Annotated in this window: 11 protein-coding genes; 10 read left to right on the top strand and 1 reads right to left on the bottom strand. The window is 72.2% G+C overall.

Going from position 1 to position 15,777, the window contains the following annotated elements; translation table 11 throughout:
- Nucleotides 1-7 precede the first annotated feature (7 nt).
- The 10 genes from IE94_RS0104215 to IE94_RS0104170 all read left to right on the top strand — a co-directional run bounded on the left by IE94_RS0104215 (nucleotide 8) and on the right by IE94_RS0104170 (nucleotide 14,278).
- Nucleotides 8-1,006 carry a sugar phosphate isomerase/epimerase family protein gene (locus IE94_RS0104215; RefSeq protein WP_030178265.1) on the top strand — a complete coding sequence of 333 codons (999 nt, stop codon included), beginning with the start codon at nucleotides 8-10 and terminating at the stop codon, nucleotides 1,004-1,006.
- A 294-nt stretch (nucleotides 1,007-1,300) separates the two neighbouring features.
- Nucleotides 1,301-5,014, top strand: coding sequence for a ThuA domain-containing protein (locus IE94_RS0104210; RefSeq protein WP_030178262.1), 3,714 nt, complete (start codon nucleotides 1,301-1,303; stop codon nucleotides 5,012-5,014).
- Between the two features lie 147 nt (nucleotides 5,015-5,161).
- Nucleotides 5,162-6,376 (top strand): inositol-3-phosphate synthase, encoded by a 1,215-nt coding sequence (locus IE94_RS0104205; protein ID WP_030178257.1) that lies wholly within the window; start codon nucleotides 5,162-5,164, stop codon nucleotides 6,374-6,376.
- Nucleotides 6,373-7,704: an SCO3242 family prenyltransferase gene (locus IE94_RS0104200; RefSeq protein WP_051777254.1), complete on the top strand. Its 1,332-nt coding sequence runs from the start codon at nucleotides 6,373-6,375 to the stop codon at nucleotides 7,702-7,704. Before IE94_RS0104205 ends, IE94_RS0104200 begins: the two co-directional genes overlap by 4 nt.
- Complete coding sequence (locus IE94_RS0104195; RefSeq protein WP_030178250.1) at nucleotides 7,701-8,801, top strand: sugar phosphate isomerase/epimerase family protein; 1,101 nt, start codon at nucleotides 7,701-7,703, stop codon at nucleotides 8,799-8,801. Before IE94_RS0104200 ends, IE94_RS0104195 begins: the two co-directional genes overlap by 4 nt.
- 13 nt (nucleotides 8,802-8,814) lie before the next feature.
- Nucleotides 8,815-9,552 carry an EboA domain-containing protein gene (locus IE94_RS0104190; protein WP_030178248.1) on the top strand — a complete coding sequence of 246 codons (738 nt, stop codon included), beginning with the start codon at nucleotides 8,815-8,817 and terminating at the stop codon, nucleotides 9,550-9,552.
- Nucleotides 9,552-10,400 carry a TatD family hydrolase gene (locus IE94_RS0104185; RefSeq protein WP_030178246.1) on the top strand — a complete coding sequence of 283 codons (849 nt, stop codon included), beginning with the start codon at nucleotides 9,552-9,554 and terminating at the stop codon, nucleotides 10,398-10,400. Before IE94_RS0104190 ends, IE94_RS0104185 begins: the two co-directional genes overlap by 1 nt.
- A gap of 3 nt (nucleotides 10,401-10,403) precedes the next feature.
- A complete protein-coding gene (gene eboE, locus IE94_RS0104180) occupies nucleotides 10,404-11,579 on the top strand; it encodes a metabolite traffic protein EboE (protein WP_030178245.1) in 1,176 nt (391 codons plus the stop codon).
- A complete protein-coding gene (locus tag IE94_RS0104175; protein WP_030178244.1) occupies nucleotides 11,576-12,973 on the top strand; it encodes an alkaline phosphatase family protein in 1,398 nt (465 codons plus the stop codon). Before eboE ends, IE94_RS0104175 begins: the two co-directional genes overlap by 4 nt.
- Before the next feature lie 114 nt (nucleotides 12,974-13,087).
- A complete protein-coding gene (locus IE94_RS0104170) occupies nucleotides 13,088-14,278 on the top strand; it encodes a sugar phosphate isomerase/epimerase family protein (RefSeq protein WP_030178243.1) in 1,191 nt (396 codons plus the stop codon).
- A 79-nt stretch (nucleotides 14,279-14,357) separates the two neighbouring features.
- Here the strand turns inward: IE94_RS0104170 and IE94_RS0104165 are convergent, their stop codons facing one another.
- Nucleotides 14,358-15,737: an OFA family MFS transporter gene (locus IE94_RS0104165; RefSeq protein ID WP_030178241.1), complete on the bottom strand. Its 1,380-nt coding sequence runs from the start codon at nucleotides 15,735-15,737 to the stop codon at nucleotides 14,358-14,360.
- Nucleotides 15,738-15,777: the final 40 nt, after the last annotated feature.

Below are 15,777 nucleotides of genomic sequence, written 5' to 3'. Positions count from 1 at the left end.
CAGCGACATGCCGCGCAACTTCACGCTCTTCACCGGTCAGTGGGCGGACCTTCCCCTGGAGGAGGTCTGCCGCCTCGCCCGCGACTTCGGCTACGACGGCCTGGAACTCGCCTGCTGGGGCGACCACTTCGAAGTGGACAAGGCCCTCGCCGATCCCTCCTACGTGGACTCCCGGCACCAACTGCTCGACAAGTACGGCCTCAAGTGCTGGGCCGTCTCCAACCACCTGGTCGGCCAGGCGGTGTGCGACGCCATCATCGACGAGCGCCACGAGGCCATCCTGCCCGCGCGGATCTGGGGCGACGGCGACGCGGAGGGCGTACGGCAGCGCGCCGCCGCCGAGATCAAGGACACCGCACGGGCCGCCGCACGTCTGGGCGTCGACACCGTCATCGGCTTCACCGGCTCGGCCATCTGGCACCTGGTCGCCATGTTCCCGCCCGCGCCCGAGTCGATGATCGAACGCGGCTACCAGGACTTCGCCGACCGCTGGAACCCGATCCTGGACGTCTTCGACGCCGAGGGCGTGCGCTTCGCCCACGAGGTGCACCCCAGCGAGATCGCCTACGACTACTGGACCACGCAGCGCGCGCTGGAAGCGGTCGACCACCGGCCGGCCTTCGGCCTCAACTTCGACCCCTCGCACTTCGTGTGGCAGGACCTCGACCCCGTCGGCTTCCTGTGGGACTTCCGCGACCGCGTCTACCACGTCGACTGCAAGGAGGCCCGCAAGCGCCTCGACGGCCGCAACGGACGGCTCGGCTCCCACCTGCCGTGGGGCGACCCCCGGCGCGGCTGGGACTTCGTGTCGGCCGGGCACGGCGACGTCCCCTGGGAGGACGTGTTCCGCATGCTGCGCTCCATCGACTACCGGGGACCCGTCTCCGTCGAGTGGGAGGACGCCGGCATGGACCGGCTGCAGGGCGCACCCGAGGCCCTGAACCGCCTCAAGGCCTTCGACTTCGAGCCGCCCAGCGCGTCCTTCGACGCAGCGTTCAACAGCTGATCCGCGGGGACCGCAGCCGGTCCCCAGCCGATCGGTGAGCCCGAGCAGCAGGTCGGGACGGGGACCGGACCACCCGCCGGTCCCCAGTCCGGCCTGCCCGAATCCCGCTTTGTCCTGAGTTGGGAAAAAGTTCAACCAGCCCCGGTCCAAGGGGTGTTCGCCCCGGAAGAACGCGGTTACCGTCCCTGAAGTGTCCAGGACACTCACGCCTCCGGGGTGACGGCGCACCCCGGCGCCCGCATCGCACGTCTTCGCACCCATCCCGTACGGCCCACCCGTTCCCGGAGGGACTTCGTGCACAGAACCAGACTCAAAGGCACCACGACCGCGAGGCGCCCCAGGCTTCGCACCACCCTCGCCCTGTTCACCGGCCTGCTGCTGGCCGTGGGCACCCCGGCCACCGTCGCCGGCGCCCATCCGGGCCACCCGGAGCACGACGGGACGGCGGCGGCCGAGGGACAGTTCCAGCAGGTACCGCTCGCCAAGGGCGAGCCCGAGATGGGCGAGCCGATGTCGCTCGCGGTGCTCCCGGACCGCAGCGTCCTGCACACCGCCCGCGACGGCACACTGCGCCTGACCGACCAGGGCGGCGTCACCAAGGTCGCCGGCAAGATCCCCGTCTACAACCACGACGAGGAGGGCCTGCAGGGCGTAGGCATCGACCCGGACTTCGCGAACAACCGGGCGATCTACCTCTACTACGCCCCGCCGCTCGACACCCCCGCGGGCGACGCCCCGGAGAACGGCACCGCCGAGGACTTCAAGAAGTTCGACGGCGTCAACCGCCTCTCCCGCTTCGTCCTCAACCCCAACGGCACGCTGGACATGGCCAGCGAGAAGAAGGTCCTGGACGTCGCGGCCTCGCGCGGCACCTGCTGCCACGTCGGCGGCGACATCGCCTTCGACGCCGAGGGGAACCTCTACCTCTCCACCGGCGACGACACCAACCCCTTCGCCTCCGACGGCTACACGCCGATCGACGAGCGCGCCGACCGCAACCCGGCCTTCGACGCCCGGCGCAGCGCCGGCAACACCAACGACCTGCGCGGCAAGCTGCTGCGCATCAAGGTCGCCGAGGACGGCTCCTACACCATCCCGGAGGGCAACCTCTTCGAGCCGGGCACGGACAAGACCCGGCCCGAGATCTACGCGATGGGCTTCCGCAACCCGTTCCGGATCAGCGTCGACAAGAAGACCGGCACGGTCTACGTCGGCGACTACGGTCCCGACGCCGGCGCCGCCGACCCGAAGCGCGGTCCGGCCGGACAGGTCGAGTTCGCCAAGGTCACCAAGGCCGCCAACTTCGGCTGGCCCTTCTGCACCGGGGACAACGACCCGTACGTCGACTACGACTTCGCCACCAGGACCTCCGGCGAGACCTTCGACTGCGCGGCCCCGAAGAACACCTCGCCGCACAACACCGGTCTCACCGACCTGCCGCCCGCGCAGGCCGCCTGGATCCCGTACGACGACGACTCCGTGCCCGAGTTCGGCAGCGGCTCCGAGTCCCCGATGGGCGGCCCGGTCTACCGCTACGACCCCGAGCTCGACTCCAGCGTCAAGTTCCCCGAGGAGTACGACGGGGACTTCTTCGCCGGTGAGTTCGGCCGCCGGTGGATCAAGCGGATCGAGCAGACCGAGGACGGAGCGGTCGCCAAGATCAACGACTTCCCGTGGACCGGCACCCAGATCATGGACATGGAGTTCGGCCCCGACGGCGCGCTCTACGTCCTGGACTACGGCCTGTCCTGGTTCCAGGGCGACAAGGACTCCGCCCTGTACCGGATCGAGAACGCCGCGGACGGCTTCTCCCCGATCGCCGAGGTGAGCGCGAACAAGACGTCCGGCGCCGCCGGCCTGAAGGTCGCCTTCACCGGCTCCGCCAAGGACGCCGACTCCCCGGACCTCACCTACGCCTGGGACTTCGGCGACGGCACCAAGGGCGAGGGACTCACCCCCACGCACCAGTACAAGAAGGTCGGCACCTACTCCGCGACCTTCACCGCCAAGGACCCCGAGGGCAACACCGGCCACGCCAGCGTCCGGATCGTGGTCGGCAACACCGAGCCCAAGGTGGTCATCGAGACCCCCGGCAACGGCACCCTCCTTCCCATGGGGCAGCCCATCCCCTTCAAGGTGAAGGTCACCGACCCCGAGGAGACGATCGACTGCTCCAAGGTCAAGGTCGCCTACAGCCTCGGACACGACTCCCACGCCCACGAGCTGACCAGCGAGATGGGCTGTGAGGGCACCCTCAACCCGCCGCCGGGCGACGGCGGCCACGACCCCAACGCCAACATCTACGGCGTCGTCGGCGCCAGCTACACCGACGGCGGGGCGAACGGCCAGGAGGCCCTGACCGGCACCGCCCGCACCGTGATCCAGCCCCCGCACCGCCAGGCCGAGCACTTCACCGCCCAGCAGGGCGTGGCGCCGATCGACAAGACCGGCGCCAACGGCGGCAAGACCGTCGGCAACATCGACGACGGCGACTGGATCTCCTTCAGCCCCTACAAGTTCGACGGGCAGAAGAAGCTGACCGTACGGGCCTCCTCCGGCGGGGCCGGCGGCTACGTCGAGGTGCGCACCGGCTCGCCCACCGGCCCGCTGCACGGCTCGGCGTACATCCCGCCGACCGGCGGCTGGGAGACCTTCCAGAACGTCGACGTGCCGCTGCGGGCCCTGCCCAAGAAGACCACCGACGTCTACCTGGTCTTCAGGGGCGGCGAGGGCGCGCTGTTCGACATCGACGACTTCGAGTTCTCCACGGAGCCGTTCCAGGCCGGCAAGAAGGTCCTGGTCTTCTCCAAGACCGCGGGTTTCCGCCACGACTCCATCCCGGCGGGCATCGCCGCCCTGAAGGAGCTGGGCACCCCGGCCGGCATCTCCGTGACCGCGACCGAGGAGGCCGGGCAGTTCACCACGGCCAACCTCGCCAAGTACGACGCGGTCGCCTTCCTGTCCACCACCGGTGACGTCCTCAACGCCGACCAGCAGAAGGCGTTCGAGAACTACGTCAAGAACGGCGGCGGCTACCTGGGCATCCACGCCGCCGCCGACACCGAGTACGACTGGGAGTTCTACGGCGGCCTCGTCGGCGCCTACTTCGACTCGCACCCGGCCATCCAGAAGGCCACCGTCCGCGTCGAGGACCACGACCACCCGGCCACCGCGCACCTGGACGACGCCTGGGAGCGCACCGACGAGTGGTACAACTACCGCACCAACCCGCGTGAGCAGGCCAAGGTCCTCGCCACCCTGGACGAGACGACCTACTCCGGCGGCACCATGAAGGGCGACCACCCGATCGCCTGGTGCCAGAGCTACGGCGGCGGCCGCTCCTTCTACACCGGCATGGGCCACACCAAGGAGTCCTACGCGGACGAGGCCTTCCGCGGCCACCTGCTCGGCGGCATGCAGTACGCCACCGGCCAGGTCAAGGGGGACTGCAAGCCGGCCAAGGGCTACCGGGACATCTTCAACGGCCAGACGCTCGAGGGCTGGAAGCAGGCCGGACCCGGCAAGTTCAACGTCAAGGACGGCGTCCTGGAGTCCGAGGGCGGCATGGGCCTGCTCTGGTACCAGGCCAAGGAGCTGAAGTCGTACTCCCTCAAGCTCGACTGGAAGATGCGGGGCGACGACAACTCCGGTGTCTTCGTGGGCTTCCCGGCCTCCGACGACCCCTGGTCCGCGGTGAACAAGGGCTACGAGGTCCAGATCGACGCCACGGACGCCGTGGACCGCACCACCGGTGCGATCTACACGTTCAAGGCGGCGAACATCAAGGCCCGTGACCAGGTCCTGCGGCCGCCCGGCCAGTGGAACTCCTACGAGATCAAGGTCCAGGGCGAACGCCTCCAGGTGTTCCTCAACGGGGTCAAGATCAACGACTTCACCAACAAGGACCCCGAGCGGAGCCTGACCGACGGCTACATCGGCCTCCAGAACCACGGCGCCGACGACCAGGTCTCCTTCCGCAACATCCAGCTCAAGGAACTGCCCTCCTAGGGCGACCCCGCCCCCCTGAACGAGGGGGGCGACCGGAACGGCGGCGGGCGGAGGACGCCGGACCTCCGCCCGCCGTCACCCCGAACTCGACCACCCGGCCGTACCACCGCTCGTGTGTGCCCGACGCGCTCGACAAGGAGGCTGCCCATGTCCGCGTCCCCCTCCGCTTCCTCCCGCGGCTCCCGTACCGGTGTCTGGCTGATCGGAGCCCGCGGCTCCGTCGCCACCACGGTGGTGGCGGGCTGCGCCGCCGTGACCGCGGGGCTGCACCCCCCGACCGGCATGGTCACCGAGACCCCCGACTTCGCCGACGCCGGGCTCCCGGCCCTCCCGTCCCTCGTCTTCGGCGGTCACGACACCGTCGACTGCCCCCTGCCCAAGCGGGCGGAGGCCCTGGCCGCCGGGGGCGTGCTGCCGCACGGACTGCCCTCGGCCGTGGGCGCCGAGCTGGCCGCGGCCGACCGCGAGATCCGACCGGGCGGCCCGCTGCCCGGCGACCTGCGCGACGAGGAGGCGCTGATCGCCGCGTTCGCCGCGGACATCACCGACTTCGCACGCCGCTCGGGAACGGACCGGACCGTGGTGGTGAACGTGGCCTCCACCGAACCCGTGCCCACCGGCGGCGCCCTCCCCGCCAGCTCGCTCTACGCCGCCGCCGCCCTGCGCGCCGGCTGCCCGTACGTCAACTTCACCCCGTCGACCGGCCTGCACCACCCCGCGCTGTCCGCACCGGCCGCGGCGAGCGGCCTGCCGTACGCGGGCCGCGACGGCAAGACCGGGCAGACCCTGCTGCGCTCGGTGCTCGGCCCGATGTTCGCGCAGCGGGCGCTCGCGGTGCGTGCCTGGTCGGGCACGAACCTGCTGGGCGGTGGAGACGGCGCCGCACTCGCCGACCCGGCCGCCGCGGCGGCGAAGAACGCCGGCAAGGAACGCGTCCTCGCCGACACCCTCGGCGCCCCCGTCGAGGGCGAGGTCCACATCGACGACGTGCCCGCGCTCGGCGACTGGAAGACCGCCTGGGACCACATCGCCTTCGACGGCTTCCTCGGCGCCCGCATGGTCCTCCAGACCACCTGGCAGGGCTGCGACTCGTCCCTGGCCGCGCCGCTCGTCCTCGACCTGGCCCGCCTGGTCGTTCGCGCCCACCAGAGGGGGCTGACCGGCCCGCTGGGCGAACTGGGCTTCTACTTCAAGGACCCGGTGGGGGACGGCCCGTCGTCCCTGGCCGAGCAGTACGCGGAGCTGAAACGCTTCGCCGGGCGGCTGGCGGACGACGCCGACGCCGACTCCGAGACCGGTTTCGCCCCCGCCCCCGCCCCCGACGCCGACGCCGACGCCGACGGACGCGGGGCGCGGCGATGAACCGCACCGTCACGCCCGGCAGGGAGACGACCGGGCGGGCGGCCGGGACCCGACCGGCGGACACCCCCGGCGCCCGGCCCACCGCCCCGCCCTCCGGCCGTCCGGGGCCGAGCACACCCGGCACCCGGCCCTCCCGCGCCGTCGCCTGGGCCGAACTGCTGCGCCTGCCCGCCCTGTTCACCGTCCCCGGCGACGCCCTGGCCGGTGCGGCGGCGGCCGGAGCGCGCCCCGGGCCCCGCACCCTGCTCGCCATCGGCTCCTCCCTGTGTCTGTACGAGGCCGGCATGGCCCTCAACGACTGGGCCGACCGGGCGGAGGACGCCGTGGAACGTCCGCACCGCCCCCTCCCGTCCGGCCGGATCCGCCCCGCTGCCGCGCTGACCGCCGCCGGGGTCCTCACCGGCGTCGGGCTGGCGCTGGCGGCGGGTGCGGGACGCCCCGCGCTCGCGGTCGCGGCACCGCTGGCGGCCACCGTCTGGGCCTACGACCTCGCCCTGAAGCACACGCCGGCCGGTCCGGCGGCCATGGCGGCGGCCCGCGGGCTCGACCTGCTCCTGGGCGCGGCCACCACCGGCGGCGGCACCCGTGCCGCGCTGCCCTCCGCCGCGCTGCTCGGCAGCCACACCCTCGCGGTCACGGCCGTCTCCCGCCGGGAGACCACGGGCGGTTCCGTGCTGGCCCCGCTGGCGGCTCTCGCGACGACGGGGGCGCTGACCGGCCTGGTCGCCCTCCGCCTCACCCGACTCCCGGCAGGCCGGCGGGCAGCAGCCGCCCCCGGCCTGCCGGGCTCCGTCCCGGCGCCCACCGTTGCTGGTGTGTCGGGTTCCGGTCCGGTGTCCGCTGCTCCTGGAGTGTCGGGTTCCGGCTTGGTGTCTGGCGTTGCTGGTGTGTCGGGTTCCGGTCCGGTGTCCGCTGCTCCTGGTGTGTTGGGTTCCGGCTTGGTGTCTGGCGTTGCTGGTGTGTCGGGTCCCGGCCCGGTGTCCGCCGTCCCCGGTGTGTCCGGCTCCGGCCCCGCGTCCGCCGCCCCCCGTCTGTTCGGGGCCGCCCCGCCCCCCGCCGCTGCCGATGTCCTCGCCGCCGCGCTGGGTGCCGCCTACGCCGCGACGGCGGCCCGCCCCTACCTCCACGCCGTGCTCAACCCCTCACCCCCGCTCACCCAACGCGCCGTGGGCGGCGGCATCCGGGCCACGATCCCGCTCCAGGCCGCGCTCGCCGCCCGCTCCGGTGCGCGCGGTGCCGGTGTCACGGCGCTCCTGGTGGCGGCCCTCGCCCCGGCGGGCCGGCTGTTCGCCAGGCGGTCCGCCATGAGGAAGGTGAGCATCACATGAGCCGGAACCCGGAGCACGGTCCGGACCACGGACCAGACCACGGACCGGAGCAGGGGCCGGAGCAGGGGCCGGAGCAGGGGCCGCAGCGCCGGCCGGTGCGGGGACGGACGCCGGAGCGGCCGGACCGTGCGCCGACGCCGGGGCCGAGCACGGGAGCGAACGGGACCGGGACCGGGACCGGGGCCAGGGCCGGGGCCGGGACGGCCGCGCACCCGCTCCGCTTCGGCTACGGCACCAACGGCCTCACCGACCTCCGCCTCGACGACGCCCTCGGCCTCCTCGCCGACCTCGGCTACGACGGCGTCGGCCTGACCCTCGACCACATGCACCTCGACCCGCTCGCCGAGGACCTCACCGCCCGCACCCGTCGCGTCGCCCGGCGACTGGACGCGCTCGGTCTGGGCGTCACCGTGGAGACCGGCGCCCGCTACGTACTCGACCCGCGCCGCAAGCACGGCCCCTCCCTGCTCGACCCCGACCCGGAGGACCGCGCCCGCCGCGCCCGCCTCCTGGTGCGCGCCGTCCAGGTCGCCGCCGACCTCGGGGCCCACGCCGTGCACTGCTTCAGCGGCGTGCCCCCGGCGGGCACGGACGCGGACACGGCGTGGAAGAGGCTGGCCGAGACCCTCGCCCCGGTGCTGGACGCCGCCGTCACCGCGGGCGTCCCCCTCGCGGTGGAGCCCGAACCGGGGCACCTCCTCGCCACCCTCGCCGACTTCCACACCCTGCGCCGTGCCCTCGGCGACCCCGAACACCTCGGCCTCACCCTGGACATCGGCCACTGCCAGTGCCTCGAACCGCTCCCTCCCTCCGACTGCGTGCGTGCCGCCGCCCCCTGGCTGCGCCACGTGCAGATCGAGGACATGCGCCGCGGCGTCCACGAACACCTCCCCTTCGGTGACGGCGAGATCGACTTCCCGCCCGTCCTGGAGGCCCTCGCCGCCACCGGCTACCAGGGCCTGACCGTCGTCGAACTGCCCCGCCACTCCCACGCGGGACCCCACTTCGCCGCACGCTCCCTCCCGTTCCTGCGCCGCGCCGCACCGGCGCCGCCGACGCGCACCAACCGCTCGGGCGAGCCCTCCGCCACCCACTGAAGGGAGCCACACCATGACGCAGCCGCACGCTGCCCACGTCACCCCCGACACCAAGGACACGGACGGCACCTCCGCCGGACAGGACCCCCAGGGCACCACCCCCGCCCACGTCCCGCCCGCCGACCTGCGCGCCGTCCTCTCCGCCCGGCTCGGCCCAGCCGCCCGCGCCTGGCTGGACCAGGCACTGGACGAGGCCGCCGCCCACCCCGGCACCCACGGCCCCATCTCGGTGTGGGAACTGCGCCTCGCCGAGGCCGGCCGCCGCTGCGGGCCCGCCCACGCCGACGCCGCCCGCGTCCTCGTCCTGCACGCCGCCCGCGCCGACACCGTCGCCCTGACCCGGGTCTACTCCCAGGGCACCGCCGACGAACGCCGCGCCGTCCTGCACGCCCTGCCCCACCTGGTGCCGGGACCGGACGCCCTCCCGCTCGTCGAGGACGCCCTGCGCACCAACGACACCCGGCTCGTCGCCGCCGCCCTCGGCCCGTACGCCGCCCGGCACCTCGACACGCACCAGTGGCGGCACGCCGTACTGAAGTGCCTGTTCACCGGCGTCCCCGTGGACAGCGTGGCGGACCTCGCCCGCCGGGCCCGCGGCGACGGCGAGCTCGCCCGGATGCTCGCCGACTACGCCGCCGAACGCACCGCCGCGGACCGCGCCGTCCCCGAAGACCTGCACCGCGTCCTGGCCCTGACCGAGTCCGGACGCCCCGCGCCCGGCACGGCCGACCCCCACGGCAAGGAGTCCTGATGCGCATCTTCGACCCCCACATCCACATGACCTCCCGGACCACCGACGACTACGAGGCCATGTACGCGGCAGGTGTCCGCGCCCTCGTCGAACCGTCCTTCTGGCTCGGCCAGCCCCGCACCTCACCCGCCTCCTTCCGCGACTACTTCGACGCCCTGCTCGGCTGGGAACCCTTCCGCGCCGCCCAGTACGGCATCGCCCACCACTGCACGATCGCCCTCAACCCCAAGGAGGCCAACGACCCCCGGTGCCTGCCCGTCCTCGACGAGCTGCCCCGCTATCTCGTCAAGGACCGGGTGGTGGCCGTCGGCGAGATCGGCTACGACTCGATGACCCCCGCCGAGGACACCGCCCTGGCCGCCCAGCTCCAGCTCGCGGCCGACCACGGCCTGCCCGCCCTCGTCCACACCCCGCACCGCGACAAGCTCGCCGGCCTGCGCCGCACCCTGGACGCGGTCCGGGAGTCCGCACTGCCGACGGAACGGGTCCTGGTCGACCACCTCAACGAGACCACCGTCAAGGAGGCCAAGGACAGCGGCGCCTGGCTCGGCTTCTCCGTCTATCCGGACACCAAGATGGACGAGGCCCGGATGGTCGCCCTGCTGCGCGAGTACGGTCCGGAACAGGTGCTGGTGAACTCCGCCGCCGACTGGGGCAGAAGCGACCCGCTCAAGACCCGCAAGGTCGGCGACCTGATGCTCGCCGAGGGCTTCACCGAGGACGACGTCGACCGGGTGCTGTGGCGCAACCCCGTCGCCTTCTACGGCCTCAGCGGACGGCTGGAACTCGACGTGAGCTCCGGCGGGGCCACGCACGAGGGCAACTCCGTCCTGCGCGGCGGGGAGTGAGCCATGCGCTTCAGGCACCCCGACGGCTCCACCGTCCACCTCGCCTACTGCACCAACGTGCACCCCGCCGAGACCCTGGACGGCGTCCTCGCCCAGCTCCGCGACCACTGCGAGCCGGTCCGCAAGCGCCTGGGCCGCGACCGCCTCGGCATCGGGCTCTGGCTCGCCCGCGACGCCGCCCACGCCCTGGTCACCGACCCCGCCGCCCTGCGCGGCCTGCGCACCGAACTCGACCGGCGCGGCCTGGAGGTCGTCACCCTCAACGGCTTCCCCTACGAGGGCTTCGGTGCCGAAGAGGTCAAGTACCGCGTCTACAAGCCGGACTGGGCCGACCCCGAACGCCTCGAACACACCACCTCCCTGGCCCGCCTCCTCGCCGGACTGCTGCCCGACGACGTCACGGACGGCACCATCTCCACCCTGCCGCTCGCCTGGCGCACCGCCTACGACGACACCAGGGCCGACAAGGCGCGCGCCGCCCTCGTCACCCTCGCCGAACGCCTCGACGCGCTCCAGGAACTGACCGGCCGCTCCATCCGCATCGGCCTGGAACCGGAACCCGGCTGCGTCGTCGAGACCACCCACGACGCCCTCGCCCCGCTGACCGCGATCGGCCACGACCGCATCGGCGTCTGCGTTGACACCTGCCACCTCGCCACCTCCTTCGAAGACCCGCACACCGCCCTGGACGCCCTCACCGACGCCCGCGTGCCCGTCGTCAAGTCCCAGCTGTCCGCCGCGCTGCACGCCGAACACCCCGCCGACCCCGCGGTCCGCGAAGCCCTCGCCGCCTTCGCCGAGCCGCGCTTCCTGCACCAGACCCGCACCACCACCCTCGCCGGCGGCCTGCACGGCACCGACGACCTCGACGAGGCCCTCGCGGACGGCGGCCCGCTGCCCGACACGGCGCCCTGGCGCGCCCACTTCCACGTCCCCCTGCACGCGGCCCCCGCCGCGCCGCTCACCTCCACCCTCCCGGTACTCGAGGCCGCACTGACCAGGCTCGTCGGCGGCCCGCACCCGCTCACCCGGCACCTGGAGGTCGAGACCTACACCTGGCAGGCCCTCCCGCCCGAGCTGCGGCCCCGAGCCCGCGCCCAGCTCACCGACGGCATCGCCGCCGAGCTGACCCTCGCCCGCGACCTGTTGACGGACCTCGGCCTGAAGGAACTGCCATGACCCGACCCACCCCCGCCGACGGACCGACCCCCCTTCTCGTCCTGGACGTCGTCGGTCTCACCCCCCGCCTGCTCGACCACATGCCCCACCTCAAGCAGCTCGGCCAGTCCGGCTCCCGGGCGCCGCTCGGCACCGTGCTGCCCGCCGTCACCTGCGCCGCCCAGTCCACCTTCCTGACCGGCACCATGCCCGCCGAGCACGGCATCGTCGGCAACGGCTGGTACTTCCGCGAACTCGGCGACGTCCTGCTGTGGCGCCAGCACAACGGACTCGTCTCCGGCGACAGACTCTGGGACGCCGCGCGCCGCGCCCACCCCGGCTACACCGTCGCCAACATCTGCTGGTGGTACGCCATGGGCGCCGACACCGACTACACCGTCACCCCCCGTCCCGTCTACTACGCCGACGGCCGCAAGGAACCCGACTGCTACACCAGGCCCCCGGCCCTGCACGACGAACTCACCGACAAGTTCGGCACCTTCCCTCTCTTCCACTTCTGGGGGCCCGGCGCCGACCTGGTCTCCAGCCAGTGGATCATCGACGCCACCCGGCACATCATGACCACCCGGCACCCCGACCTGACCCTCTGCTACCTCCCTCACCTCGACTACGACCTGCAACGCTTCGGCCCCGACGACCCGCGCTCCCTGAAGGCCGCCGCCGACCTCGACGCGGCGCTGGCCCCGCTGCTCGACGACGCCCGCGCCGAGGGCCGCACCGTCGTCGCGCTGTCCGAGTACGGCATCACCCCCGTCAACCGGCCCGTGGACATCAACCGCGCCCTGCGCCGCGCCGGGCTGCTGGAGGTGCACACCCAGGACGGCATGGAGTACCTCGATCCGATGGCCTCCCGCGCCTTCGCGGTCGCCGACCACCAGGTCGCCCACGTGTACGTCCGCCGCCCCGAGGACCTCGACGCCACCCGCGCCGCCCTCGACCGACTGCCCGGCATCGAGCAACTCCTCGACGACGAGGGCAAGAAGGCCCAGCACCTCGACCACCCCCGGGCCGGCGAGCTGGTCGCCCTCGCCGAGCCGGACGCCTGGTTCACGTACTACTACTGGCTCGACGACGACCGCGCGCCCGACTTCGCGCAGCTCGTCGAGATCCACCGCAAACCCGGCTACGACCCGGTCGAGCTGTTCATGGACCCGCTCGACCCCTACGTCAAGGTCAAGGCGGCCGGCGCCCTGGCCCGCAAGAAGCTCGGCATGCGCTACCGCATGGCGGTCGTGCCGCTGGACCCCTCACCTATTCGAGGCAGCCACGGCCGCCTCCCCGCGAGCGACGACGACGGTCCGCTCCTCATCTGCTCCACCCCCCGCGCTGTCGGAGACCGCGTCGCGGCCACCGACGTGAAACAACTCCTGCTCCGGCTGGCCGGACTCGGCTGACGCACCACCCGGTACGCCCGCCGAAATCCGACTACCGAGAGTGAAACACACGGCACTGACAACGGCCCGCCCGAGCCGCATCGGCGCAGGCCACGACCCAGAAGGCAGGCACCCGTGACCCCGTTCACCGACCCCTCCCGCACCGACTCCGGCACGGCCGCCGACGCCCCGGACGAGAACCTGCGCCGCGCCCTCGGCGTGAACCGGCGCCGCTTCCTCAGCACCTGCACCGCCGTGGCGGCCGGAGCCGTGGCGGCCCCCGTCTTCGGGGCCTCCCCGGTCCTCGCCCACGACGGGGGCAGAGACCACGACCACGGTCGCGGGCAGATCCTCGTCCCCGCGGACAAGCGCGGCATCATCCTCTACACCGTCCGTGACGCCACTGCCCGCGACCCCCTCGCCTCGGACCTGCCCTCCGGCTTCCGCGAGGTGTTCAAGCAACTGTCCCGCCACGGCTACCGGCAGGTGGAGTTCGCCGGATACAACCAGCACGCCAACGCACCGGGCGGCGCCGCCCTGGAATCCGTCCAGGGCGCCCGGCTGCTGCGCTCCTGGCTCGACGAGTACGGTCTGCGCGCCCAGGGCAACCACGGCTTCATCCCGTCCTCCTGGCCGCTGACCACGGCGGACAAGGACACCTTCAAGAAGCACCTGGAGATCGCCAACATCCTCGGCATGGACCACATGGGCACCGGTGGCGACCCCACCGGCAGCTCCTACCGCGCCGACTGGGACGTGGCCGCCGACAAGTGGAACGCGCTGGGCGCGATCGCGCACCGGGAGGGCATCAAGCTCTACACCCACAACCACGACAGCGCCTACGGCTTCCTCCTCGACGGCGGCCCGCTGGACGACCAGGGCCGTCCGACCCGCAGCTCGGGCATCCGGAAGCTGGAGTACTTCCTCAAGGTCACCGACCCGAAGGTCGTCTGGCTGGAGATGGACATCTTCTGGGCGCACGTCGCCCAGTACAAGTTCCGCGAGTACACCGCCCACGACGGATCCACCCGGAAGAACGTCTTCGACCCGGCCGGGCTGGTCGTCCGCAACAACCGGCGCTACCCGCTCTTCCACGCCAAGGACGGCGTGGTCAGCACCACCAACGGCATGGGCTACGACATGGTGCCCTTCGGAACCGGGGTCATCGACTACACGACGTTCTTCTCCCGGGTCGGGCAGCGCAACTACCACAACCCGATGATCGAGGACGACAACTCCCCGAGCGCGAGCGACCCCTCGCAGTCGCTCAGGGAGGCCAAGATCAGTTACGACAACCTGGCCGCCCTGCGCAAGCGGCGCCACTGACGAAACCACGGACCGGGCGGCCCTTCCCGCGTGCTGCGGGAGGGGCCGCCCGGTCCGTGCGGGGAGAGGTTTCGCCGGCTCACCCCTCTCCGAGCGGACGGGGGTTGGGCGTGACGCGCTTGTCCTTCGAGCGTCCGGGCGGATGCAGGAACAGGGCCACGAACCCGGCGAAGATCGAGATGCTTCCCGCCAGGCTGAAGGCGCCGTTGTAGCCCCAGACGCCGACGACCACGGAACCCATGCCCGCACCGAGACCGGAGACGAGCTTGGAGCTGTAGACCATCCCGTAGTTGGTCGCGTTGTTGTTCTCACCGAAGTAGTCCGCCGTCAGCGCCGCGAACATCGGGAAGATGGCACCGCCGCCGAAACCGGAGATGGCGGAGAAGATCAGGAACAACGGCAGGTTCTTGATCTCGGCCGCCCAGATGATGCCGAACTGGGCGAGGCCCAGGATCGCGCACACGTAGAGCAGGCACTGCTTGCGGCCGTAGAGGTCGGAGAGCCAGCCGATGACGCCGCGCCCGGTGCCGTTGACGATCGCCTTCAGCGACATGGCGGCGGCCACGATCCCGGCCGCGAAGCCCGCCTCCTCGCCGATGTCGACCTGGAAGGCGATACCGAAGATGTTCACGCCGGAGGTGCAGGCGAGGCAGAACCACATGAGCGCCACCCGGCCGGTCTTCCAGGCCTCCATCGGGGAGTACTGCTTGACGGCCGGCGGGTTCTTCTCCAGCGAACGCCGGGCCCGCGGGTCGTCCGGCGGGTTCAGCGGGTCGATGGCGGCCGGCCACCAGTTCTTCGGCGGGTCCCGGAAGTAGAAGCCGGCGAGCGCCACCATCCCGGCGAGGAACACCCCCGCCGAGACCAGCACCCAGCGGAAGTTGGTGCCGTCCATGTAGCCGTGGAAGATGAAGACGAAAGGCACCGAGCCGTAGGCGAACCCGCCGTTGACGAAGCCGGTCTTGCCGCCCCTGCGCTCCGGATACCACTTGCCGACCATGTTGACGCAGGTCGCGTACACCATGCCCGCGCCCATACCGCTGAACACGCCGAACCCGATGAAGGCGAGGGAGACGTGCGGCGCGAACGCCAGCGACAGGTAGCCCAGCAGCGTGCCGACCGAACCCAGCATCATCGCCCAGCGCGCGGGCAGCTTGCCGCTCTCCCGCAGCCGCCCCGCCGGGAACGCGACCGCGGCCTGGCAGAACACCCAGGCGGTCATCATCCAGTAGATGCTGCCGCTCGACCAGTGGTGGGCCTCGTGCAGCGTGTCCTCGGCGGACGCGAACGCGTACTCGGCGGAGGAGATGCCCATCATGCCGATCCAGGGCAGGATCACCATCCACTTGCGCTTGCGTCCCATGATGTCGATGTCGGACTCGCCCACGCGATAGACGCGTCCGTTCCTGTCGGTCACCTCCCGATAGGAGGCGACCCGTGTGACATCGGTGGTTGTCATGTCGTTTGCACCCCTAGCGTCGAAAGATCTGGCCAGCGCC

The sequence above is a fragment of the Streptomyces violaceorubidus genome (assembly GCF_000717995.1).
Lineage (GTDB): Bacteria > Actinomycetota > Actinomycetes > Streptomycetales > Streptomycetaceae > Streptomyces > Streptomyces violaceorubidus.
Note: the sequence above shows the minus strand (reverse complement) of the source record. Positions and strands in the feature narration are given on the sequence as shown.